Source organism: Rugamonas rubra (assembly GCF_900114705.1).
GTDB lineage: Bacteria > Pseudomonadota > Gammaproteobacteria > Burkholderiales > Burkholderiaceae_D > Rugamonas > Rugamonas rubra.
Window position 1 is genome coordinate 169,685 of the sequence record NZ_FOTW01000014.1, and the last position, 22,520, is coordinate 192,204.

At 65.0% G+C, this 22,520-nt stretch carries 20 protein-coding genes and 2 tRNA genes; 14 read left to right on the plus strand and 8 right to left on the minus strand.

Annotation, left to right across the window (positions count from 1 at the left end):
* Window positions 1-5: 5 nt before the first annotated feature.
* The 4 genes from BM252_RS15915 to BM252_RS15930 form a co-directional block, all read right to left on the minus strand.
* Window positions 6-740: a substrate-binding periplasmic protein gene (locus BM252_RS15915; protein ID WP_093388649.1), complete on the minus strand. Its 735-nt coding sequence runs from the start codon at window positions 738-740 to the stop codon at window positions 6-8.
* A gap of 183 nt (window positions 741-923) precedes the next feature.
* Complete coding sequence (locus tag BM252_RS15920; protein WP_093388650.1) at window positions 924-1,682, minus strand: UDP-2,3-diacylglucosamine diphosphatase; 759 nt, start codon at window positions 1,680-1,682, stop codon at window positions 924-926.
* Between the two features lie 109 nt (window positions 1,683-1,791).
* Window positions 1,792-2,286: a peptidylprolyl isomerase gene (locus tag BM252_RS15925; RefSeq protein WP_093388651.1), complete on the minus strand. Its 495-nt coding sequence runs from the start codon at window positions 2,284-2,286 to the stop codon at window positions 1,792-1,794.
* 74 nt (window positions 2,287-2,360) lie between these two features.
* Complete coding sequence (locus BM252_RS15930; RefSeq protein WP_093388652.1) at window positions 2,361-2,996, minus strand: peptidylprolyl isomerase; 636 nt, start codon at window positions 2,994-2,996, stop codon at window positions 2,361-2,363.
* 272 nt (window positions 2,997-3,268) lie between these two features.
* Between BM252_RS15930 and cysS the strand changes: the two genes are divergently transcribed.
* From cysS to ltrA, 7 genes are all read left to right on the plus strand, one after another.
* Window positions 3,269-4,660 (plus strand): cysteine--tRNA ligase, encoded by a 1,392-nt coding sequence (cysS, locus tag BM252_RS15935; protein ID WP_093388653.1) that lies wholly within the window; start codon window positions 3,269-3,271, stop codon window positions 4,658-4,660.
* Window positions 4,660-5,322 carry a DNA-3-methyladenine glycosylase family protein gene (locus BM252_RS15940; protein WP_093388691.1) on the plus strand — a complete coding sequence of 221 codons (663 nt, stop codon included), beginning with the start codon at window positions 4,660-4,662 and terminating at the stop codon, window positions 5,320-5,322. Before cysS ends, BM252_RS15940 begins: the two co-directional genes overlap by 1 nt.
* Before the next feature lie 78 nt (window positions 5,323-5,400).
* Window positions 5,401-6,375, plus strand: coding sequence for an acetyl-CoA carboxylase carboxyltransferase subunit alpha (locus tag BM252_RS15945; protein WP_093388654.1), 975 nt, complete (start codon window positions 5,401-5,403; stop codon window positions 6,373-6,375).
* Between the two features lie 191 nt (window positions 6,376-6,566).
* The gene (tilS, locus tag BM252_RS15950) at window positions 6,567-7,961 is read left to right on the plus strand and encodes a tRNA lysidine(34) synthetase TilS (protein ID WP_093388655.1); all 1,395 of its coding nucleotides are present in this window, start codon (window positions 6,567-6,569) and stop codon (window positions 7,959-7,961) included.
* A 141-nt stretch (window positions 7,962-8,102) separates the two neighbouring features.
* Complete coding sequence (locus tag BM252_RS15955) at window positions 8,103-9,350, plus strand: aspartate kinase (protein ID WP_093388656.1); 1,248 nt, start codon at window positions 8,103-8,105, stop codon at window positions 9,348-9,350.
* A gap of 125 nt (window positions 9,351-9,475) precedes the next feature.
* Window positions 9,476-9,568: transfer RNA gene (locus BM252_RS15960), tRNA-Ser, on the plus strand.
* A gap of 418 nt (window positions 9,569-9,986) precedes the next feature.
* On the plus strand, window positions 9,987-11,348 hold the full coding sequence (gene ltrA / locus BM252_RS15970; protein WP_425442325.1) for a group II intron reverse transcriptase/maturase: 1,362 nt from the start codon (window positions 9,987-9,989) through the stop codon (window positions 11,346-11,348).
* A 259-nt stretch (window positions 11,349-11,607) separates the two neighbouring features.
* Here ltrA and BM252_RS15975 read toward each other — a convergent pair whose 3' ends face one another.
* Window positions 11,608-13,971: a PAS domain S-box protein gene (locus BM252_RS15975; protein WP_093388658.1), complete on the minus strand. Its 2,364-nt coding sequence runs from the start codon at window positions 13,969-13,971 to the stop codon at window positions 11,608-11,610.
* Window positions 13,972-14,244: 273 nt separating this feature from the next.
* Between BM252_RS15975 and BM252_RS15980 the strand changes: the two genes are divergently transcribed.
* Both BM252_RS15980 and BM252_RS15985 read left to right on the plus strand, forming a co-directional pair.
* Window positions 14,245-14,337: transfer RNA gene (locus BM252_RS15980), tRNA-Ser, on the plus strand.
* A gap of 412 nt (window positions 14,338-14,749) precedes the next feature.
* Window positions 14,750-14,947, plus strand: a complete 198-nt coding sequence (locus BM252_RS15985) for a DUF3079 domain-containing protein (protein WP_093388659.1) — start codon at window positions 14,750-14,752, stop codon at window positions 14,945-14,947.
* Here the strand turns inward: BM252_RS15985 and BM252_RS15990 are convergent.
* On the minus strand, window positions 14,928-15,446 hold the full coding sequence (locus BM252_RS15990) for a hypothetical protein (protein WP_093388660.1): 519 nt from the start codon (window positions 15,444-15,446) through the stop codon (window positions 14,928-14,930). The genes BM252_RS15985 and BM252_RS15990 overlap by 20 nt on opposite strands.
* A 280-nt stretch (window positions 15,447-15,726) precedes the next feature.
* Between BM252_RS15990 and BM252_RS15995 the strand changes: the two genes are divergently transcribed.
* From BM252_RS15995 to BM252_RS16010, 4 genes are all read left to right on the plus strand, one after another.
* Window positions 15,727-16,563, plus strand: a complete 837-nt coding sequence (locus BM252_RS15995; protein ID WP_093388661.1) for a creatininase family protein — start codon at window positions 15,727-15,729, stop codon at window positions 16,561-16,563.
* Between the two features lie 146 nt (window positions 16,564-16,709).
* Complete coding sequence (locus BM252_RS16000) at window positions 16,710-17,984, plus strand: YncE family protein (protein ID WP_093388662.1); 1,275 nt, start codon at window positions 16,710-16,712, stop codon at window positions 17,982-17,984.
* Between the two features lie 227 nt (window positions 17,985-18,211).
* Window positions 18,212-19,288, plus strand: a complete 1,077-nt coding sequence (hppD, locus tag BM252_RS16005; protein WP_093388663.1) for a 4-hydroxyphenylpyruvate dioxygenase — start codon at window positions 18,212-18,214, stop codon at window positions 19,286-19,288.
* Between the two features lie 35 nt (window positions 19,289-19,323).
* Window positions 19,324-20,523, plus strand: a complete 1,200-nt coding sequence (locus tag BM252_RS16010) for an amino acid aminotransferase (RefSeq protein ID WP_093388664.1) — start codon at window positions 19,324-19,326, stop codon at window positions 20,521-20,523.
* Between the two features lie 51 nt (window positions 20,524-20,574).
* Here BM252_RS16010 and BM252_RS16015 read toward each other — a convergent pair whose 3' ends face one another.
* On the minus strand, window positions 20,575-21,093 hold the full coding sequence (locus tag BM252_RS16015; protein WP_093388665.1) for an Lrp/AsnC family transcriptional regulator: 519 nt from the start codon (window positions 21,091-21,093) through the stop codon (window positions 20,575-20,577).
* 241 nt (window positions 21,094-21,334) lie between these two features.
* On the opposite strand from BM252_RS16015, the gene dkgB reads away from it, so the two are divergent.
* Entirely contained in the window at window positions 21,335-22,153 is an 819-nt protein-coding gene (gene dkgB / locus BM252_RS16020; RefSeq protein WP_093388666.1) for a 2,5-didehydrogluconate reductase DkgB, read from the plus strand.
* Here the strand turns inward: dkgB and BM252_RS16025 are convergent.
* The gene (locus tag BM252_RS16025; RefSeq protein ID WP_093388667.1) at window positions 22,150-22,518 is read right to left on the minus strand and encodes a TetR/AcrR family transcriptional regulator C-terminal domain-containing protein; all 369 of its coding nucleotides are present in this window, start codon (window positions 22,516-22,518) and stop codon (window positions 22,150-22,152) included. The two genes, dkgB and BM252_RS16025, sit on opposite strands and share 4 nt — an antisense overlap.
* Window positions 22,519-22,520 lie beyond the last annotated feature (2 nt).

Here is a 22,520-nt window from a genome sequence, read left to right on the forward strand (position 1 = left end):
ACTGGTTAGTGCCGCTCGGCGGTGGCGGCGATGGCCTGGTTGAGTTTGTTCATCACCTCGGCCGGCACGTCGCGGCTGCACACCAGGTAGCGCTTCAGGCCTGGCGGCGCGTCGGCGTAGTCGCGCCGCACCGCCGCGTTGAGCTCCGCCGCGTGGGCGCTGGCGTACTTCCAATCCTCGCGGTCGACCAGCATGTAGTCGGCGCGGCCGGCGGCGATCATGCGCATCATGTTGACGGTGGTGACGGTGCGCCGCATGATCTGGTTGGCGCTGCGGGCGATCAGCGCGTCGAGCTCGGGACCGTAGGAGACGCCGTCGACCACGCCCAGCGTCAACTGCGGATCGGCCAGCAGGCTGGCCAGGGTGGCGTGGGTCCGCACCCGGGCCAGCGCCCGCGGCGCGATCAACACGCCTTGCGGCGGATCGGTCATCAGGGGCTGGCTGAATTGCGCCACCGCCTCGCGCTCGGGCAGGCGGTACCAAGCGATTGAGCAGTAGTTCGGCGTGCCGTGTGCGAAGTTGATCCAGATGCGCTTCTGCGGCTCCTGCACGAAACGCGCCGGCACGCCGGCCAGCGCGAAGACCTCCTTGGCGCGCTGCAGCATGAAGCCTTTTGCCACCCCGTGGTCGAGGTAGTAGTAGGGCGGCTTGTCGCGCCAGGCCACCGTCAGCGTCGGTGCCGCCACGGCGCAGGAGGCGCCCAGCAGGCAGGCGGTGGCAAGAGCGGCGGTGTATCTCATCAAAAGGCGATCAGGACGCGGAGCAGGCCGCTATTGCTGACGATTATAGGCAGCGCACGGGGCCTTGTCACGGCGCCGCGCCGCCGCTGTTGCAATCCGGCCCGCCTGGGGTGGGCCACGCCGGCCGGGTGCCTGCTGCCCGGGCGGGCGGTGGGGCGCGTAGCCGAGAGCGCGGCCGACAGCCTAGTCGACGATGGCGCCGTCCAGGTCGTGGCGGCTGACCGCGCCCGTCTCGTCGATGGCGATCCAGCCGCCGCGCGGCGGCGTGGCGTCCGGCTCCCAGTCCGGCAGCACGTAGCGGCGCGTGGCGCCGACCCGGTGCAGCGCGGGGCGGTGCGTGTGGCCGTGGATCATGACGTCGGTGCCGGTCCGCGCGAACACCTCGGCGATCGCCTGCGGCGCCACGTCCATGATCTCGTCGCTCTTGTTGCCCTGGTCCTTGCGGCTGTTCTCGCGCATGCCGGCGATGATTGCCTTGCGCTGCGCCAGCGGCATGGCCAGGAACTGCGCCTGCCAGGCCGGCTGGCGCACCTGGGCGCGGAAGGCCATGTAGTTGACGTCCTCGGTGCACTGGGCGTCGCCGTGCAGCAGCGCGACGCGCAGGCCGCCGATCTCGGCGACGTGGATCTCGGGCAGCAGCGTCAGTCCGGCGGCGGCGGCGAAGGGCGCGCCGACCAGGAAGTCGCGGTTGCCGGCGATCCAATACAGCTTGACGCCGGCCGCGCCGACGCGGCGCAGCGCGGCGACGATGGCCTGGTGGTAGGGCTCGTCGACGTCGTCGTCGCCGGCCCAGTATTCGAACAGGTCGCCGAGCAGATACAGCGCGCGGGCGTGCACCGCCTGCTGCTGCAGAAAGCGGAAGAAGGCCTCGGTGGTGTGCGGGTGCGACGCTTGCAGATGCAGGTCGGAGATGAACAGCGCGGCGACGCGCTTGTCAGGCATTGTCATTCCTGATTCCTTCAACAATACCCGGCCGCTGTGGAAAACGGCGAGCGGATAAAAAAACCGCGCGCCCGCGTTGGCGGGCGCGCGGCCGATTGCTGGTGCCGAATTACGCTGCCAGTTCGATCGATTCGATGACCACGTCTTCCACCGGCACGTCCGAGTGCATGCCGCTGCGGCCGGTCTTGACCTTGCGGATCGCGTCGACCACTTCGGTGCCTTCGGTGACCTTGCCGAACACGGCGTAGCCCCAGCCGTCCTGGCCTGGGTAGTCGAGGAAGCTGTTGTTTTTCACGTTGATGAAGAACTGTGCCGAGGCCGAATGCGGGTCCGAGGTACGCGCCATGGCCAGCGTGTAGGTGTCGTTTTTCAGGCCGTTCTTGGCTTCGTTTTCAACCGTGGTGTCGGCCGATTTCTGTTTCATGCCCGGGGCGAAACCGCCGCCCTGGATCATGAAGTCGCCCATCACGCGGTGGAAGATGGTGTTGGCGTAGTGGCCGGCGTTCATGTACGAGAGGAAGTTCTCAACCGTTTTCGGCGCTTTTTCCGCGTCCAGAACGGCGGTGAACTTGCCCATGTTGGTGGTGATGATAACGGTGGTCATAATAATCCTAGATGTGTTGTTCGATGGTCAAACGCGGGCAGCGCGCGCGGCGCGGCCGCAGCCAAGGCGCTATTTTACAGTTTCGGCTGGATCGGCGTCTTCAAAATCGTCGCCGACTGGATCACCACCGGCGTCACCGGCAGGTTTTGGAACATGCCCTTGTCGTCGACCAGGGTGCCCTTGATCTTGTCGACCACCTCCTGGCCCTTGATGACCTTGCCGAACACCGTGTAGCCGAAGCCGTCGCGGCCCGGGTAGTTGAGCATCTCGTTGTCGGCCACGTTGATGAAGAACTGCGCGGTGGCCGAGTGCGGGTCGCCGGTGCGCGCCATGGCGATGCTGTAGGGCGCGTTGGGCAGGCCGTTCTGTGCCTCGTTCTTGACGGGCGGGCGGGTCGGCTTCTGCTTGAGCTTCTCGTCGAAGCCGCCGCCCTGGATCATGAAACCGTCGATGACGCGGTGGAAGATGGTGCCCTTGTAGTGGCCGCTCTTGACGTACTGCAGGAAGTTGTCGACCGTCTTGGGCGCCTTGGCCTGGTCGAGTTCGAGGACGATCTCGCCCATGCTGGTTTTCAGCGTGACCTGCGGCGTGGCCGTGGCCGCCGGGGCGGCGGCGGCCGCCGCCAGCACGGCGCCGGACAGGGTGGCGCCGGCGAACAGGCTGAAGAATTTGGTCAGAAAGGACAGGCGGCGCGGCGCGGTTTGGTGCATTATTGCTTCCTTGGCGAGGTAGGTGGGGCAGCGGCAAACAAGTGAAGATTCGTTTGCCGTGCAAAAAATCCTAAGCTATATCGGGCCAGTGCGGATTTTATCAATGCTATACTTGTCCGAGAAGTTTCATTCTAACAAAGAAGAACTAGATACCCGAGGGTCTGTCAGTTTCCACGGCGCACACGAACAAGTCCAGGCGCGGCATCCCCAGGGTGTCTGCGCCCGGTCCTCGTATTGCCTGGCTGGCGGCCCGAAAAATACGCAAGAGTCCGATGAGCAACTTAAAGATTTACAACACGCTGGCGCGTGACAAGCAGGTTTTCGTACCGATCGAAGAGGGCAAGGTCCGCATGTATGTGTGCGGCATGACCATCTACGACTATTGCCATATCGGCCACGCCCGCATGATGATGGCCTTCGACGTGGTCTACCGCTGGCTGCAGGCCTCCGGCTACGACGTCACCTATGTGCGCAACATCACCGACATCGACGACAAGATCATCAAGCGCGCGGTGGAGAACGGCGAGTCCATCTCGCAGCTGACCGCCCGCTTCACGCAGTACATGGACGAGGACACCGGCGCGCTGGGCATCCTGGCGCCCACCCACGTGCCGCGCGCCACCGAATACGTGCCGCAGATGCTGGCGCTGATCGACACCCTGGAGCAGCGCGAGCTGGCCTACCAGGGCAGCGACGGCGACGTCAACTACGCCGTGCGCAACTTCGCCAACTACGGCCGCCTGTCCGGCAAGTCGCTCGACGACCTGCGCGCCGGCGAGCGCGTCGACGTCAACACCGGCAAGCGCGACCCGCTCGACTTCGTGCTGTGGAAGTCGTCCAAGGAGTCCGAGCCGGAAGAGGTCAAGTGGGACTCCAAGTGGGGCAAGGGCCGCCCGGGCTGGCACATCGAGTGCTCGGCGATGGCCTGCGCGCTGCTCGGCGAGCAGTTCGACATCCACGGCGGCGGCGCCGACCTGCAGTTCCCGCACCACGAGAACGAGATCGCCCAGTCCGAGGGCGCCTTCGGCCACAGCATGGTCAACTACTGGCTGCACAACGGCTTCGTGCGGGTCGACAACGAGAAGATGTCCAAGTCCCTGGGCAACTTCTTCACCATCCGCGACGTGCTCAAGAAATACGACGCCGAGGTGGTGCGCTTTTTCATTCTGCGCGCCCACTACCGCAGCCCGCTGAACTACTCCGACGCCCACCTCGACGACGCCCGCGTCGCCCTGACCCGCCTGTACACGGCGCTCGACGGCGTCGAGGGCGACGGCCTGCCGCTCGACTGGAACGAGGCGCACGCCGTGCGCTTCGCCGAGGCGATGAACGACGACTTCAACACCCCGGTGGCGTTGGCCGCGCTGTTCGACCTGGTCAGCGAGCTCAATAAATCGAAGTCGCCGGCCGTGGCGCGCCAGCTGAAGGGCCTGGCCGGCGTGATCGGCCTGCTGGCCCGCACGCCGCAGCAGTTCCGCCAGGCCGCCGTCGGCGATGCCGACAGCAGCGCCGACGGCGCCATCGTCGAGGCCATCGCGCGCCGCGCGGCGGCCAAGCAGGCGCGCGACTTCGCCCAGTCCGACGCCATCCGCGCCGAGCTGCTGGCGGCCGGCATCATCCTCGAAGACAAACCCGACGGCAGCACCAACTGGCGCCGCGCATGATGGCCCTCTCCAAGGTAAGCGACGGCGCCGCCGTCCCGCTGGTGGTGGCCGTGCCACCCTACTGGGAACAGGCCAAGATCGAGCTCATGAAGCGGGACCGCATCATGAAGAAGCTGATCCCGCAATTTGGCGACCTGCATTTGGTCGGCCACGGCGACCCGTTTACTACCTTGGCGCGTTCCATCGTCGGCCAGCAGGTGACCACCAAGGCGGCCGACGCCGCCTGGCACAAGCTGCTGCTGGCCTGTCCGAAATGCACGCCGGCGCAGGTGCTCAAGGCCGGCGTCGAGCAGCTCTCGGCCTGCGGCCTGTCCAAGCGCAAGACCGAATACATCATCGACTTGGCCGAGCATTTCAAGGCCAAGCGGGTGCACGCCAACCAGTGGGACCAGATGGACGACGAAGCCGTCATCGCCGAACTGGTGCAAATCCGTGGCATCGGACGCTGGACAGCGGAGATGTTTTTGATATTTAATCTGCTCCGGCCGAACGTGCTGCCGCTCGACGACCCCGGCCTGATCCAGGGCATCAGCGTCAATTACTTCTCCGGCGAGCCGGTTTCGCGCAGTGATGCGCGCGAAGTCTCCGCCAACTGGGAACCCTGGCGCACCGTCGCCACCTGGTACTTATGGCGGAGTCTGGATCCGCTTCCGGTAGAATAACGCAATATTAATCGCCGCCCCGCGTCGCACCGTCCCTAGGGCGGGGCGGGGACGGCTGAGAACAAACACGGAGGTACAATGACTAAAACGACTTTCCTCAATTTTGAGCAACCGATCGCGGAACTCGATTCCAAGATCGAAGAGCTGCGTTTCGTGCAAGACGATTCGGCCGTCGACATCTCCGAGGAGATCGACCGCCTGGCCAAGAAGAGCCAGCAACTGACCAAAGACATCTACGCCAAGCTGACGCCGTGGCAGGTCGCGCAGATCGCGCGCCACCCGCAGCGGCCGTACACGATGGACTACGTCAACGAGATCTTCACCGACTTCCACGAGCTGCACGGCGACCGTAGCTACGCCGACGACCTGTCGGTGGTGGGCGGTCTGGCCCGTTTCAACGGCCAGGCCTGCATGGTCATCGGCCACCAGAAGGGCCGCGACACCAAGGAGCGCGCGCTGCGCAACTTCGGCATGCCGAAGCCGGAGGGCTACCGCAAGGCGATGCGCCTGATGAAGCTGGCCGAAAAATTCGGCATCCCGGTGTTCACCTTCGTCGACACGCCCGGCGCCTTCCCCGGCATCGACGCCGAGGAGCGTGGCCAGTCCGAGGCCATCGGCCACAACCTGTACGTGATGGCCGAACTGAAGGTGCCGCTGATCGCCACCATCATCGGCGAGGGCGGCTCCGGCGGCGCGCTGGCGATCGCCGTGGGCGACGCCGTGCTGATGCTGCAATACTCGACCTATTCGGTGATCTCGCCCGAGGGCTGCGCCTCGATCCTGTGGAAGACTTCGGAGCGCGCCTCCGACGCCGCCGAGGCGCTGGGCCTGACGGCGCACCGCCTGAAGGCGATGGGCCTGATCGACAAGATCGTCAGCGAGCCGCTGGGCGGCGCCCACCGCGACCCGAAACAGATGGCCACGCTGCTCAAACGCGCGCTGGCCGACTCGTTGCGCCAGTTCCACGGCATGAAGACCAAGGACCTGCTGGAAGCGCGCCACGAGAAGCTGATGAGCTACGGCAAGTTCAAGGAAACCACGCCGCAGGAGTAATCCCGCGACAAGAAGATCGAGGCGCCGGCGGCGCCGGCCAAAGCCCTGGACGTTGAAAAGAGGGTCAGACCCTAGGGTCTGACCCTGGTTTCGGCCCGGGACCCAGCCGGCACATCTGCGCCCACCAAAACCGGGAACCGACCGGGGCCATCCGCCTCGCTCCGTTCCCGGTTTTTTTATCGGAGCAGCAATTGAAGAAGCAACAAATCCCCAGCCTGGCGTCCAACTTCGCCGAGGCGCTGGCGGCGGCCGGGCAGGGCGCCGGCGGCCGTCTGGCCATCGCCCTGAGCGGCGGCCTCGACTCCTCGGCCCTGCTGCACCTGGCGCAGGCCTACGCCGGCGCCAACGGCATCGAGCTGTACGCCTTCCACGTCCACCACGGCCTCAGTCCCAACGCCGACGCCTGGCTGGCCCACTGCGAGCAGGCCTGCGCCGCGCTGGGCGTACGCTTCGAGGCGCGCCGCGTCGTGCTGAACGAGCCGCGCAAGAGCGGCACCGAGGCGGCCGCCCGCAAGAGCCGCTACGCCGCGCTGGGCGCGCTGTGCGCGGCGCACGGCGTGACCCTGCTGCTGACCGCCCACCACCAGGACGACCAGGCCGAAACGGTGCTGCTGCAGCTGCTGCGCGGCTCCGGCCCGGCCGGCCTGTCCGGCATGGACGCCGCCAACGCCGCGCCCGAGCTGCTGGCCAATCCGGCGTTGGTGATGGCGCGTCCGCTGCTGTCCGCCTCGCGCAAGCAATTGGCCGAATATGTGGCGGCGCAGCACATCGCCCACATCGACGACGAGTCCAACCACGACCCGCGCTTCGCCCGCAACGCCCTGCGCCACCAGGTGATGCCGGCGCTGGCGGCGGCCTTCCCCGGTTTCCAGGAGCGCTTCGCGCGCAGCGCCCAGCACGCCCAGTCGGCCCAGCGCCTGCTCACCGAGCTGGCCGAACAGGACCTGGCCGCCTGCCTGGACGGCGACTGCCTCGACGTCGCCAAGCTGCGCGCCATGAGCAGCGACCGCGCCTACAACCTGTTGCGCCACTGGTTCGCCACGCGCGGCCTGCGCATGCCCACCACCGCCTGGCTGGCCGAGATGCTGACCCAGCTGGTCGAGGCGCGCTACGACGCCCAATTGCTGGTCACCCACCCCGACTGCCACGTGCGGCGCCACCGCGACCGCCTCTACTTGACGCCCAAGCTGGCCGAGCTGGAGGGCACCCGCGTCGACGAGTCCGACATCAAGGACGGCCAGGCCTTCCGCTGGAACGGCGAGGCCGAGCTGGCCTTCCCGGCCTACGGCGGGGTGTTGTATTTTGATCCGGCCGAGGAGGGGCTGGCGGCCGACTGGCTGCGCGGCCAGGAGCTGGTGATCGACTTCCGCCAGGGCGGCGAACGGCTCAAGCTGGCACAGAACCGCTCGACCCGTGGACTGAAATACCACTATCAAGCTTGCAATATTCCTGCGTGGGAAAGAACCCGTCTCCCCGTGGTGTGGGCCCGCAAACAACTGCTGTTCGCCGCCGGCGTTGGCATGGATTGCCACCACCTGGTGAGCGAGGGCGAAACGCGATACCGCCTGCGCTGGCAGGCTGTCTAGACAATTCCATTCCGCACAAATCGGGTATGAGCATATGCCGAGACTGTATGAGTTTATGACTTTTTTGACTTGTTATTATGCAGTGCAGCATGTAGAGTTAAGGGTTCCTTTTACACCTAATTGAGCGGAATACTCACTGTTATGGCTTTAATCGTGCATAAATACGGCGGTACGTCGATGGGTTCGACGGATCGCATCAAGAACGTTGCGCAGCGTGTCGCCAAGTGGCATGACGCGGGACATCAAATTGTCGTGGTGCCGTCGGCCATGTCGGGCGAGACCAACCGCCTGATCGGTCTGGCCAAGCAGATCCAGGAACACCCGGACCCGCGCGAGCTCGACATGATCGCCTCGACCGGCGAGCAGGTCTCGGTCGGCCTGCTGTCGATGGCCCTGCTGGCGATCGGCAAACAAGCGGTGTCCTACGCCGGCTGGCAAGTCGCGATTAAAACCGATTCCGCCTTCACCAAGGCGCGCATCCAGTCGATCGACGACGAGAAGGTGCGGCGCGACCTCGACGCCGGCAAGATCGTCATCATCACCGGCTTCCAGGGCGTCGACGAGAACGGCAACATCTCGACCCTGGGCCGGGGCGGTTCCGACACCTCCGCCGTGGCGATCGCCGCCGCGATGAAGGCCGCCGAATGCCTGATCTTCACCGACGTCGACGGCGTCTACACCACCGACCCGCGCGTGGTCTCCGAGGCGCGCCGCCTGAAGGCCATCACCTTCGAGGAGATGCTGGAGCTGGCCTCGCTGGGCTCGAAAGTGCTGCAAACCCGCTCGGTGGAATTCGCCGGCAACTACCGCGTGCCGACCCGCGTCCTGTCGTCGCTGACCGACCCGATGCTCGATCTGGAGATCGAAGCCAACTCGGGCACCCTGATTTCGTTTGAGGAAGATAAACACATGGAACAAGCAGTCATCTCCGGTATCGCGTTCAACCGCGACGAGGCCAAAATCACCGTACTGGGCGTGCCAGACCGTCCGGGCGTGGCCTACCACATCCTCGGCCCGGTGGCCGAGGCCAACATCGAAGTCGACATGATCATCCAGAACCAGTCGGTCGACGGCAAGACCGACTTCACCTTCACCGTGTCGCGCAACGACTACGCGCAGGCGATGGACGTGTTGAACGGCACCAAGGCCGAACTGGGCGCCGCCAGCATCACCGGCGACGCCAAGGTATCGAAGCTGTCGGTGGTCGGCGTGGGCATGCGCAGCCACGTCGGCGTCGCCTCGCAGATGTTCCGCACCCTGTCGGAAGAGGGCATCAACATCATGATGATCTCGACCTCGGAAATCAAAATTTCCGTGCTGATCGACGAGAAATACATGGAGTTGGCCGTGCGCGCGCTGCACAAGGCTTTCGAGCTGGAAAAAGCGTAAAGAAGAGCGTAAAAAGTTTCAAAAAAGCCGTCCGGTTCCTTGACCAATCCGCATCCGGTCTATACTATGACGGTCGTCTGCTGCAGCGATTTATTGCAAGGTAGACATAGTTGAGTGATCAGCTAGGAGACGTGGCCGAGTGGCCGAAGGCACATCCCTGCTAAGGATGCATACGGCTTATACCTGTATCGTGGGTTCGAATCCCACCGTCTCCGCCAGTATTTCTAAAAACCCGCTTCGGCGGGTTTTTTCATGTGCGCCCAGCATGGGCGCACTCTTGTGGGTGAAAGTCCCGCCGCGAGCTGACCACAGCGAGCGAAGTGAAGCGCAACTGCGGAAGGGCGACCGACCGTGGAGAGGAAGCGTGGAGCGAAACTGCGAGCCGATGTACAAGAACCGGATAGAAGGCGCTGCCGAGCAGGGCGAGCGGGCATGAAACCGCGAAGCTCTTGTGGTCAAAGCGAAGCGGCGTAAATCCGGCGGTTGTGCGGTGAAGGAGTGCGTTCTTACCTGGGGAGATCTCGCCTCATGCCTGAAAGGGCGACGGGGCAGCTCGGAGCGAGAAGTCAGCAGAGGCCGTAGTAGCCGCATTCCGGGCGAAGGGCCGAACGAGAAGGAGCGTCAAACGCCTTGTCGATGAGTCATGTATTGCATCAGATGCCCGCGCCAGCGGGGCGGGTCGCGGTAGGGCGGGGTGAAGCCTCGTCCCAAGCATCCAGCGATGAAACACGATTCCCGCGACAAACAGCGAGGGGCGCAGGGCAAGACTTGCTGACGCAAGCACTTGCGAGAGAGAACATGCAACGCGCGTGGAAACGCGTGAAAGCAAACAAAGGTGCGGCAGGCGTGGACGGCATGGACATCGCCGAAACTGGCCGCTATCTGGTGACAGCGTTACCGAACATCAGACACCAATTGATGGCAGGCACGTATCGGCCCAGTCCGGTGCGTCGCGTCGGCATCCCCAAGCCAGACGGCAGCGAACGCGAGTTGGGCATCCCCACCGTGACCGACCGCTTGATTCAACAGGCGCTGTTGCAAGTGCTGCAACCGCTGATCGATCCTACCTTTAGTGAGCACAGCCATGGGTTTCGGCCCGGTCGCCGTGCACGAGACGCCGTCCTGGCAGCACATCAACATGTACAGGACGGTTACCGCGTAGTGGTGGATGTCGATCTGTCCAAGTTCTTTGATCGAATCAACCATGACATCTTGATCGACCGCCTGCAGAGACGCGTGAACGACGCCGGAGTTATCCGACTGGTGCGCGCCTACCTGAATGCGGGAATCATGGACAGCGGTGTGGTCAGCGAGCGTCTGGAAGGGACGCCGCAGGGCGGACCGCTATCGCCGCTCTTGGCCAATGTGCTTCTAGACGAGGTGGACCGCGAGCTTGAGCGACGGGGTCATCGTTTCGTCCGCTACGCTGACGACTGCAATGTATATGTGCGCAGTCAGAAGGCTGGTGAACGCGTGATGGCCCAGCTCAGGCGCCTATACGACAAATTGCACCTGAAGATCAACGAATCGAAAAGTGCAGTGGCGAGCGCATTCGGCCGCAAGTTTCTGGGATACGCCATATGGGCTGATCCGAAAGGAGAGGTCAGGCGCGTCGTGTCGGAAAAGGCGCTAGCGACGTTCAAGCAGCGGATCAGGCAGATTACCCGCCGATCTGGAGGACGCAGCATCGGTGAGGTGATAGAACGGCTACGCAGCTATGTGCTCGGGTGGAAAGCATATTTCCAATTGGCGCAAACCTTCCGCCGGTGGAGATCACTGGACGAATGGATGCGTCGTCGGATGCGTGTACTTCACCTAAAACACTGGCGACGCGGAACGACGATGTACCGGGAATTGCTGAAACTTGGAGCGAAACCCAACGTAGCGCGATCGGTGGCTGCACTCAGTCGTCGATGGTGGCACAACAGCATGAGCGCGCTGCATCACGTCCTATCGATTGCCTATTTCGACGCCCTTGGCATGCCTCGACTCACATAACCTCAACTTCTCGAACCGCCCGGTGCGGACCCGCATGCCGGGTGGTGTGGCAGGGGAGCGGCCAGCTTGGCCGTCCCCTATGCCGATTTATGCCTTGCGGAGGCGAATGGTGCCCCTGCGGGCACCATGGGTGGGAGGCGAAGACAAGCGCGTGCACGCGCTTGGGCGGCCTGCGGCGTGTAGGCGAATCCCACCGTCTCCGCCAGTATTTTAAAAACCCGCCTCGGCGGATTTTTTTCATTCCTGCGCCGCTTTACCGCTACGCATCGGCCGCCGGTGCTGCGTCCGCCCCGGGCTTTTTCGCTTCCGGCGTCGGCGCGGCCCGATCGGCCGAGGTCGCTTCGTTGATCGTCTCCAGCAGCAGGTCGGCGTCGATCGGTTTGGTCAGGTAGCGGAAGAAGCCGGCCGCCAGGCCGTGCTTGACGTCGCTGTGCATGGCGTTGGCGGTCAGGGCGATCACCGGGATGTGCGCCGTCCGCTCGTCGGCGCCCAAGATCTTTTTGGCCTCCTTGCCGCTCATGCCGGGCAGGTTGATGTCCATCAGGACCACTTGCGGTTGTCGACTCAGCGCCAGCGCGATGCCGTCGCGGGCATTGGTCGCCGACAGCAACTCGAGGTCGGTGCGAAAGCCGACGATCTGCTCGACCAGGCTCAGGCTGGCCGGGTTGTCTTCAATGTACAGTATCGTCGTCGGCCCGCCGCGCCTTGAGCCCAACGGGACCAGCACCGGCTTGGCGACGACGTTCGACCCGGCGGCGCCCGCTTCCTGTCCCGCAATGTCCAGTTCGATCCAAAACACGCAGCCGGTGCCCTGGGTGCTGGTGACGCCCAGGGTGCCGCCCATCAGCTCGACCAGGCGCTTGGTCACCACCAGGCCGATGCCGGTGCCTTCCTCGGTGCCGGCCTCCTGTCCCAGGCGGTTGAACGGCTGGAACAGCGCGTCGAGCTGTTCCGGGCTGAGGCCTTCGCCGGTGTCCTGCACCGAAATGCGCAAGCGGCCGGCGCCGCCGCGCGCGACGCTGAGCACCACGGCGCCCCCCTTGCGGTTGTACTTGATGGCGTTCGACAGCAGGTTCAGGATGATCTGCTTGAGCCGGGTATGGTCGGCGCGCACCGTCACAGCCGTGGCTTCCGGGTACAGCATGCGGATGCCGCGCCGCTCGGCCTGCTCCTTGACCATGTTCGCCACGTCGGCCAGCAACAGCGTCAAGCGCACCGGTTCCAGCGACAGGCTCATGTTGCCCGATTCGATCTTGGCCAGGTCCAGGATCTCGTCGATCAGGGCCAGCAGATGCCGGCCGGCCGAGACGATGTTGTGCACGAAACCGCGTTTCTGCTCGACGGTCGAGGGCAGCGCCTCGTTGGCCAGCAGCTGCGAGAAGCCGAGGATGGCGTTGAGCGGCGTGCGCAGCTCGTGCGACATGCTGGTGAGGAAACGGTCCTTGGCCTGGTTGGCCCGTTCCAGTTCGTACTGGCGCCGCTCGAGCTCGAGCTTTTGCTCGTTGAGGGCGCTCTCGATCCGCTTGCGGTCGGTGATGTCGCGGATGGCCGACGAGACCAGCACGCCGTCCTCGGTTTCCAATGGCGACAGGCTGATTTCGACGGGAAACTCGGAGCCGTCGCGGCGCAGGCCGTACAGTTCCAGGCCGGCGCCCATCGCGCGCGGCCGCGGCTGGTCGAAGAAGCCGCCGCGGAACTGCGGGTGCTTGGCGTGGAAGCGGGCCGGAATCAACACCTCGATTTTTTTGCCCAACAGTTCGGCGCGCGGATGGCCGAACAGCATCTCGGTCTGCGAGTTGATCAGCACGATCTCGCCGCTCTGGTTGACGATCACGATCGCGTCGGGCGCCGACTCGAGCAGGCCGCGGAACTTCTGTTCGGCCTTCTTGCGTTCGCCGACATCGCGGATCGCGCTGATGACGAAGGCGCCGGCCTCGGTCTGGATCGGCGACAGGCTGATCTCGACCGGGAACTCGGCGCGGTCCTTGCGCCGGCCGTGCAGTTCCAGGCCGGCCCCCATGGTGCGGGTGCGCGGCTGGTCGAAATAGCGCGAGCGGTGGCCGACATGGGCGTGCTGGTAGCGCTCCGGCAGCAGCAGTTCGATGCGTTTGCCGTCCAGTTCGCGCGGCGCGTAACCGAACAGATGTTCGGCCTGGGCGTTGGCCAGCACGATGGTGCCGGTGGGATTGGTCACGATGATGCTGTCGGGCGTAGATTCGAACACGTTGCGGAACTTCACGTCCATCAATTGCGCGTCGCGCGCCGCCTTGCGCTGCGTCACATCCTTGGTGTTGGAGACGATATGCGTCATGCGGCCGTCGGCGTCGAGGATGGCCGTGCTCGCCCCGTCGACATAGATCAATCCGCCGTCACTCCTTCGGCGCAGCATTTCATAGTCGCAGGTGCCGCTTTCAGCCAGCTGGTGGTCGATTTTATTGTCTTCCTCGGCCTGGCCGGGGAGGGCGATCAAGCTGCGCACATCGCAACCGAGGGCGGCGTCGCTGCTGTAGCCGAAGATGCGTTCCGCCCCCTTGGTCCAGCGCGCCACGATGTGGTCCGGCGTGGTCACGATCACGCCTCCCGGAGCATTGTTCAGGACAAGTTGATCGAGGTCTGTTTCCATGCCATTCCCTCTTGGGAAACCGGTGTTGCGATTGCTCGCGAGGGGAGCTAACCCTAGAAGGACGAATTTAGGCTTCGGTGGCGTACCTGTCAATGTTGTTGTATCGTGTGATAGCCACTCGGCGGGGCGGATTCGAGCGGCCGCTTCGGTGCTTTTTCAATTTCCGCAGTGAATGCTGTCTGCTTTCTTGACCAATTCCCATCCGGCCTATATGATTGCGCTCGTCTGCTACCGTGCTGTTTGGCGAGGTGGACATAGTTGAGTGATCAGCTAGGAGACGTGGCCGAGTGGCCGAAGGCACATCCCTGCTAAGGATGCATACGGCTTATACCTGTATCGTGGGTTCGAATCCCACCGTCTCCGCCAGTATTTCTAAAAACCCGCCTCGGCGGGTTTTTTCACTTCTGCTTTGCGGAGACGAATGATGCCCCTGCGGGCATCATGGGTGGGAGACGAAGACAAGCGCGTGCACGCGCTTGGGCGGCCTGCGGCATGTAGGCGAATCCCACCGTCTCCGCCAGTATTTCTAAAAACCCGCCTCGGCGGGTTTTTTCACTTCTGCTGATTCAATGTCGCGCCACCGCCAAGCTGCCGGCTAGCCGCCGCGACAGCTTGCGCAGCGCGGCGGCGAAGCGATGGCAGGCGGCCGCCGATTAAAGATATATTTAATTTGAATCTTATTGCCGATAGGATTAAAATCATCCTGTCCAGGCAAGTGTGGCGGCCGCGTGAATGCCGGCCCTGCGCAGCTGCCTGAGTTTTTCGGAGCGGCAAGGCCATGGCCAAGATATTCCCCATCCACCCCAAGAATCCCGAGCGCATCTGCTGGGGCTGCGACAAGTATTGTCCGGTCGGTTCCCTCGCCTGCGGCAACGGCTCGGACCGGACGCAACATCCGGTCGAGCTGTTTGGCGACGACTGGGCCGAGTGGGGCTTGGACGGCGTCAGCGGGCCGGTCAAGCCGAAGGACGGCTAAGGCCGTTCGGCGCCGCTTTGGCGGGCGCCGCCGGGGGCGTTGTTTGGGGCGCGATGACGGCGGGTGCCGGTGCTGGTGCCGCTGCGCCGGCTTTCTCTGCAATATGGCGTAGCATGAAGGTCGGGACGGATAGCGACAGGGTCAAGCCGGCCAAGACGGCGCCCATCGTCCATTTCAAGGTCTCGTTGTGGGCACGCTGGAAGGCGACTTCCAATTGCGCAAATCTGGCATTGAATTCCTCCCGAATCAATTTCAATTCAAGTTGCATGGTACGCTCGAAAGAATCAAGACGTACCACCACGTGATCAATACGCGCATTCACCTCGGCAAAGCGGCCATTCACCTCGGCAAAGCGCCCGTTCACCTCGGCAAAGCCCCCGTTCACCTCGGCAAAGCGCGCATTCACCTCGGCGCGAAACGCCTTGATCTCGCCGGAGACCGAGGCCGAAACAGCCTGCGACTTGGCGTCGATGTAGTCTTTGTCGGGTGAGGTGCTCATTCGTCCATCGTCGGCCTGCCGGCGCCGCTTGTCAAGCTCCGTTCGCGCTGTCTTTGTGAGCGCTTAAACGGGCCACGCCCGTGGCGATTCGACAAGATAGTTACGTCGCACCGCCTTCATCGAATATAATTCTTCACAGTTGTGCCGGGCTTTGCGCTGCGGCACGGCGGCAGAAATTGACAATCACCAAAAGGCTGTGGCTTATGAGTTCCTGGTGTTACGCGGCGCGCTCGACAAGCGCCGGGCGTTCCGCCCCGCAGGTAGGCGAAGGGCGGACGCGATGATGTGGGCAGTGAAGCGCGGCCATCCGGCCTTCCTGTTGGGTTTGCTGTTGACGGCCGCCGCGCCGGGCGCGGTGCTCGCCGCCGAGCGCGCCGCCAGCGTCGTGCTGGAGGAGCTCACCAGCAGCGAACTGCGCGGCCGCATCGACCACGGCGCCACCACCATTTTGGTGCCGATCGGCGGCGTCGAGCAGAGCGGCCCCTACATCGCGCTGGGCAAGCACAACGCGCGCGCCGGCTTGCTGGCCAAACTGATCGCCCAGAAGCTCGGCAACACCCTGGTCGCGCCGGTGGTGTCCTACGTGCCCGAGGGCAGCATCAACCCGCCGGCCGGCCACATGCGCTTCGCCGGCACCATTTCGATCCCCGACGCCACCTTCGAGTCGCTGCTCGAGGCGACCGCCGCCAGCTTGCGCCAGCACGGTTTCCGCGACATCGTCTTCATCGGCGACCACGGCGGCTACCAGCAGAACGAGGCGCGCGTCGCCGCCAAGCTGAACCGCGCCTGGGGCAAGGCCGGCGAGGCCCGCGTCTACGCGCTGCTGGACTACTACGAGATCACCCAGACCGCCTACGTCGCCGACCTGAAGAAGCGCGGCTACAGCGCCGCCGAGATCGGCCTGCACGCCGGCTTGGCCGACGCCGCGCTGACCCTGGCCACCGACCCCTCGCTGGTGCGCAGCGAGGCCATGGCGCGCGGCGCCAAGCCGACCCCGCAGGACGGCGTGCGCGGCGACGCCACGCGCGCCACGGCCGAACTGGGCCAGCTCGGCGTGCAGCGCATCGTCGACACCTCGGTCGCGGCGATCCGCAAACTGCAGGAGCGCGCCCGCTAACACCATGCCGCCACCACGAGTTGAGGCCGAAGGATGCAGGCGCCGGTTTATCCGCCGACTGTAGTCCCGAATTCAGTCCCCGAATTCAGTCCCCGAATTTAGTCCCCGAATTTAGTCCCCATTAACCGACCGGACCACCACACCATATGAACCTGAAACCACGCCGTACCACGCTCGCAGTCACCATCGCCCTGGCCGTCGCCGGTCTGGGCATCGCCGGCTACGTCGTCGGCGCCGCGCCGGCCGCGCCGGCCGCACCGGCCGCCGCCGCCGCGCCGGCCTACTCGGCGCTGCCCGGCATGCCGCCGCTGGCCGACATCAACAACGTCTACGGCAGCACCGGCCCGGCCAACATGAGCGCCGCCGTCAAGGGCCACCTGGCGCGCGTCTACGTGCCCAACCTGCGCTCCAACGACGTCTACGTGATCGACCAGGAGACCCTGAAGGTGGTCGACAAGTTCAAGGTCGGCCTCGGCCCGCAGCACGTGGTGCCGGGCTGGGACCTGCGCACGCTGTGGGCGGCCAACAACGCCGAGCGCACCGACAAGGGCAGCCTGACGCCGATCGATCCGCTGACCGGCAAGCCGGGCAAGTCGGTGCCGGTCGACGATCCCTACAATATGTACTTCACGCCGGACGGCAAGTCGGCCATTGTGGTCGCCGAGGCGCGCCACCGCCTCGACTTCCGCCACCCGCAGACGATGGCGATGCAGTACTCGATCGACACGCCGGGCTGCGCCGGCATCAACCACGCCGACTTCTCCAACGACGGCCGCTTCGCCGTGTTCACCTGCGAGTTCGACGGCACCATCGCCAAGATCGACCTGGTCGAACGCAAGGTGACCGGCTATCTGAAGTTGAAAATGCCGGCCACCCGCTTCGCCGAGTCGGTGCCGGTGGGCGGCCCGCCGGGCGAGGTGTGCAGCTCGAAGAAGGGCATGCCGCAGGACATACGCATCTCGCCCGACGGTAAAAAATTCTACATCGCCGACATGGACGCCGACGGCGTCCACGTGGTCGACGGCGTCGCCTTCAAGGAGATCGGCTTCATCGCCACCGGCGTCGGCGCGCACGGCATCTACCCCAGCCGCGACGGCAAGAAGTTCTACGTCGCCAACCGCGGCACCCACCGCATCCACGGCAAGCGGCGCGGCAAGGGCAGCGTCAGCGTGATCGACTTCGCCACCGACAAGGTGGTCGGCAGCTGGGTCATCCCCGGCGGCGGCAGCCCGGACATGGGCAACGTCAGCGCCGACGGCAAATACCTGTGGCTGTCCGGCCGCTTCGACGACGTGGTCTACCGCATCGACACCACCGGCGGCAAGGTCGACCAGATCCGCGTCGGCCAGGAGCCGCACGGCCTGACCGTCTGGCCGCAACCGGGCCGCTATTCGCTGGGCCACACCGGCAACCTGCGCTAAGGCGCCCATCGGCGGGCCGGCCGGCCCGCCGATTCATCCCCATCTTCAGATCAGGCGGGGTTGATGCGCGTTTTGCGCATAAACCCCTGTGCATGGCGTCCAAGACACGCACAATGAGCGCCCGATGCGCCCTACAATTTCGTATCCCCAGTCGGCTGGGCCGGCCCCGTATTGCGGTGGCCCGTGGCGCGCCGGACTGGCCCCCCACACCACACCGGGAATACGTCATGACTGAATTGTTAGCAAATCCTATGGGCCTGATGGGCTTCGAGTTCATCGAATTCGCCTCGCCCACGCCGAACACGCTGGAGCCGGTCTTTGAGGCCATGGGCTTCACCAAGGTGGCGCGCCACCGCTCCAAGGACGTCACCCTGTACCGCCAGGGCGGCATCAACTTCATCATCAACAACGAACCCGGCAGCGCCGCCGCCTACTTCGCCGCCGAGCACGGCCCGTCGGCCTGCGGTATCGCCTTCCGCGTCAAGAACGCGCAGCAGGCCTACCGCCGCGCGCTCGAACTGGGCGCCCAGGCAATGGACATGCCGGTCGGCCCGATGGAGCTGCGCCTGCCGGCCATCAAGGGCATCGGCGGCGCGCCGCTGTACCTGATCGACCGCTTCGAGGAGGGCAAGTCGATCTATGACATCGACTTCGAGTACCTCGACGGCGTCGACCAGCATCCAAAGGGCGTCGGCCTGACCGTCATCGACCACCTGACCCACAACGTCTACCGTGGCCGCATGGCCTACTGGGCGGCCTTCTACGAGAAGCTGTTCAACTTCCGCGAGCTGCGCTACTTCGACATCAAGGGCGAGTACACCGGCCTGACCTCGAAGGCGATGAGCGCGCCGGACGGCATGATCCGCATTCCGCTCAACGAGGAGTCGTCCAAGGGCGCCGGCCAGATCGAGGAGTTCCTGATGCAGTTCAACGGCGAGGGCGTGCAGCACATCGCGCTGTTCACCGACAACCTGATCGCCACGCTGGACCAGTTGAAGGAGGCCGGCGTACCGTTGATGACCGCGCCGCCGGCCACCTACTACGACATGCTGGAGGGCCGCCTGCCGAACCACGGCGAGCCTGTCGCCGAACTGAAGGCGCGTGGTATCCTGTTGGATGGCACCAGCGACGAGAACGGCCGCCGCCTGCTGCTGCAGATCTTCTCGAAAACCTTGCTCGGCCCGGTGTTCTTCGAGTTCATCCAGCGCAAGGGCGACGAGGGCTTCGGCGAGGGCAATTTCAAGGCCCTGTTCGAGTCCATCGAGCGCGACCAGATCGAGCGCGGCGTTCTCAAAGCGGACTGAGCCAATCCGCCAGACCCAGCACAAGAAGGAGCAACATGTTTAAAGAAGTTGAAGCCTACCCGGGCGACCCGATCCTGACCCTGAACGAGCAGTTCGGCGCCGACCCGCGTGCCAACAAGATCAACCTGAGCATCGGCGTCTACCTCGACGCGGCCGGCAAGATGCCGGCGATGCGCGCCGTGCTGCAGGCCGAGACGGCGCTGGCCGCCGTGCTGGGCACCCGTCCCTACCTGCCGATGGAAGGCAACGCCGCCTACCGCAGCGCGGTGCGCGCGTTGATCTTCGGCGCCGAGCACCGCGCAGTCAGCGAGTCGCGCGTGGCCACCGCGCAGACCCTGGGCGGCTCCGGCGCGCTCAAGGTGGGCGCCGATTTCATCGCCCACTACTTCCCGAAAGCCAAAGTGTGGGTCAGCGATCCGACCTGGGACAACCACTACAGCATCTTCGGCGGCGCCGGCCTGACGGTTGGCAAGTACCGCTACTACGACGCGGCCACCGGCCACGTCGACTTCCCCGGCATGCTGGCGGCGCTGGAGCAACTGCCGGCCGGCGACGTGGTGCTGCTGCACGCCTGCTGCCACAACCCGACCGGCGCCGACTTGAACCAGGCGCAGTGGCGCGAACTGGCGGGCCTGATCCGTCGTCGCGGCCTGCTGCCGTTCTTCGACATCGCCTACCAGGGCTTCGGTGAAGGCCCGGACGCCGACGCCTTCGCCATCCGCCACTTCGCCGAGGAGGGCATCGCCCTGTTCGTCGCCAGCTCGTTCTCGAAGAACTTCTCGCTGTACGGCGAGCGTTGCGGCTCGCTCAGCGTGGTCTGCGACGACAGCACGCAAGCCACCAACGTGCTGGGCCAGCTGAAGGCGACCATCCGCCGCAACTACTCCAGCCCGCCGATCCACGGCGCCCGCATCATCGCCCGCGTGCTCGACGACGCCGGCCTGCGCGCCGAATGGCTGGCCGAGTTAGAAGGCATGCGCCTGCGCGTCAAGGCCATGCGCACCGGCTTGTACGACGCGCTGAGCGCGCGTTGCCCGGGGCTGGACTTCAGCTACCTGAACAAGCAGACCGGCATGTTCAGCTACACCGACCTGACGGCGGCCGAAGCCGACGTGCTGCGCCAGGAGTTCGGTCTGTACGTGCTCAGCTCCGGCCGCATCTGCCTGGCCGCGCTGACCGAGGGCAGCATCGCGCCGGCGGCCGACGCCATCGCCCAGGTGCTCAAGCGCCGTTGATTTTTTCGGTGGCTAGATAGCAGCAGCGGCGCCTTGTGCGCCGCTGTTTTTTTATGCGCTGAACTGCACGCGCTGCTTGCTCAGCTTGGGCTGGGCCAGGTGGTCGAGCGGCAGGATGGTGACCTGCTTGACCTTCTTCAGCGAGATGTTCGACTTGACGTTGGTGACGCCGGGGATGCGCAGTAGGCCGTCCATCATGAACTTCGAGAACGAGTTCAGGTCGTGCGAAATGACGCGCACGATGTAGTCGGCCTCGCCGGTCACCGAGAAGCACTCCAGCACCTCGGGCAGGTCGGCCACCGCCTGCTCGAACACCTCGCCGCGCGTTTCGCCGTGGCGGTCCAGAGTCACCTGGACGAAGGCCATCACGTCCAGCCCCACCACCAGCGGATCGAGCACGGCGGCGTAGTGGTCGATCACGCCGGCTTCCTCCAGCCGCTGCACGCGGCGGCCCACCTGCGAGGTCGACAAGTGGATGCGCTCGCCGAGCGTGCTGTTGGTCAGCTGGCCATCGCGCTGCAGCTCGTTGAGGATGGCGAGGTCGTGGCGGTCTACGGTAATGGTGGTCATCCGAATGCTCTAGTGAGTTGATTGGCGGCGCACGCCTTGTGCGTCATCTGGGCGGGATTGTGCATCGTTGCGCCCAGCATTGCAATAATGATGTGCGAAATCCGACTATCCCGCGTGTTTTGCTCGCATGCGCGAAGCTTCATTATTGACCTCTAGTCAAATATTTTTTGGTTGGAAGCCTATTTTTCACAAGGACGAATCCGGGCATAGTGTGCCCATCCAATTGAAAGGGCACACCAACATGAGCAACTCCATCCCCACCATCGGCCTCGGCACCTTCCGTCTGCAGGGCCAAATCGTCATCGACTCGGTGCGCGACGGCCTGGCCGCCGGCTACCGCCACATCGACACCGCGCAAATCTACGAGAACGAGGCCGAGGTCGGCCAGGCCATCGCCGCCAGCGGCGTGGCACGCGGCGAACTGTTCGTCACCACCAAGATCTGGATCGACAATCTGGCGGCCGACAAGCTGATTCCCAGCCTGAAGGAAAGCCTGCGCAAGCTGCGCCTGGAGCAGCTCGACCTGACGCTGATCCACTGGCCCTCGCCGAACGGCGCCGTGCCGGTGGCCGAATACATGGCGGCGCTGGCCGAGGCCAAGGCGGCCGGGCTGACCCGGTTGATCGGCGTGTCCAACTTCACCAACGCGCTGCTGCGCCAGGCGATAGACGTGGTCGGCGCGGCCGAAATCGCCACCCAGCAGGTCGAGATCCATCCCTTCCTGCAGAACCGTGCGGTGGTCGACTTCGCCCGCAGCCAGGCGATCGCCATCACCGCCTACATGCCGCTGGCCTACGGCAAGGTGACGCAGGACCCGGTGCTGGCAGCGATCGCCGCGCGGCACGGCGTCAGCGCCGCGCAGATCGCGTTGGCGTGGTCGCTGCAGCAGGGCTTCGTGGTGATTCCGTCGTCGACCAAGCCGGCCAACCTGGCCAGCAATCTGGCGGTGCGCCACATTGCGTTGTCCGCCGACGAGATGGCGCAGATCGCCGCGCTCGAGCGCAACGAGCGCCTGGCCAATCCGGCCGGCTTGGCGCCGCAGTGGGACGCGGCGGCCTAGTCGCCGGGGCAGGGCGGGCGCAGCGCGAACGCCTTGCCCTGTAGCAGAGCCAGCGCCGCCTTGATGTGCGCGCCGGCGTCCCATTGCGGCACCGGCGCGATCAGGCCCAGCGCCATCCGCCGCAGCGGCTCGGCGATGGCCATGCCGAGCGGCAGTTCGCTGACCACCGCCGTGTCGGCGACATCGACCAGGCCGCGCTGGCGCTGGCGCTCCATCCAGTCGCGCAGCAGGGCCGTGCCGCGCTCGACGCCGTTGCGCTGGTGGACCGCCAGCATCTTCTCGCGGCCGGGGAAGCTGCTGGTCAGCAGGCGGAACAGGCCGACCGCGTCGGCCGACAGCACGTTGCGCGCCACCGCCCCCAACATCG

Excerpts from the sequence above, each read along its gene's own strand:
- BM252_RS15915 (WP_093388649.1), bottom strand. The coding sequence starts at position 740 with ATGAGATACACCGCCGCTCTTGCCACCGCCTGCCTGCTGGGCGCCTCC.
- BM252_RS15920 (WP_093388650.1), bottom strand. The coding sequence starts at position 1,682 with ATGCCTGACAAGCGCGTCGCCGCGCTGTTCATCTCCGACCTGCATCTG.
- BM252_RS15925 (WP_093388651.1), bottom strand. The coding sequence starts at position 2,286 with ATGACCACCGTTATCATCACCACCAACATGGGCAAGTTCACCGCCGTT.
- BM252_RS15930 (WP_093388652.1), bottom strand. The coding sequence starts at position 2,996 with ATGCACCAAACCGCGCCGCGCCGCCTGTCCTTTCTGACCAAATTCTTC.
- cysS (WP_093388653.1), top strand. The coding sequence starts at position 3,269 with ATGAGCAACTTAAAGATTTACAACACGCTGGCGCGTGACAAGCAGGTT.
- BM252_RS15940 (WP_093388691.1), top strand. The coding sequence starts at position 4,660 with ATGGCCCTCTCCAAGGTAAGCGACGGCGCCGCCGTCCCGCTGGTGGTG.
- BM252_RS15945 (WP_093388654.1), top strand. The coding sequence starts at position 5,401 with ATGACTAAAACGACTTTCCTCAATTTTGAGCAACCGATCGCGGAACTC.
- BM252_RS15955 (WP_093388656.1), top strand. The coding sequence starts at position 8,103 with ATGGCTTTAATCGTGCATAAATACGGCGGTACGTCGATGGGTTCGACG.
- ltrA (WP_425442325.1), top strand. The coding sequence starts at position 9,987 with ATGAGTCATGTATTGCATCAGATGCCCGCGCCAGCGGGGCGGGTCGCG.
- BM252_RS15975 (WP_093388658.1), bottom strand. The coding sequence starts at position 13,971 with ATGGAAACAGACCTCGATCAACTTGTCCTGAACAATGCTCCGGGAGGC.
- BM252_RS15985 (WP_093388659.1), top strand. The coding sequence starts at position 14,750 with ATGGCCAAGATATTCCCCATCCACCCCAAGAATCCCGAGCGCATCTGC.
- BM252_RS15990 (WP_093388660.1), bottom strand. The coding sequence starts at position 15,446 with ATGAGCACCTCACCCGACAAAGACTACATCGACGCCAAGTCGCAGGCT.
- BM252_RS15995 (WP_093388661.1), top strand. The coding sequence starts at position 15,727 with ATGATGTGGGCAGTGAAGCGCGGCCATCCGGCCTTCCTGTTGGGTTTG.
- BM252_RS16000 (WP_093388662.1), top strand. The coding sequence starts at position 16,710 with ATGAACCTGAAACCACGCCGTACCACGCTCGCAGTCACCATCGCCCTG.
- hppD (WP_093388663.1), top strand. The coding sequence starts at position 18,212 with ATGACTGAATTGTTAGCAAATCCTATGGGCCTGATGGGCTTCGAGTTC.
- BM252_RS16010 (WP_093388664.1), top strand. The coding sequence starts at position 19,324 with ATGTTTAAAGAAGTTGAAGCCTACCCGGGCGACCCGATCCTGACCCTG.
- BM252_RS16015 (WP_093388665.1), bottom strand. The coding sequence starts at position 21,093 with ATGACCACCATTACCGTAGACCGCCACGACCTCGCCATCCTCAACGAG.
- dkgB (WP_093388666.1), top strand. The coding sequence starts at position 21,335 with ATGAGCAACTCCATCCCCACCATCGGCCTCGGCACCTTCCGTCTGCAG.
- BM252_RS16025 (WP_093388667.1), bottom strand. The coding sequence starts at position 22,518 with ATGTTGGGGGCGGTGGCGCGCAACGTGCTGTCGGCCGACGCGGTCGGC.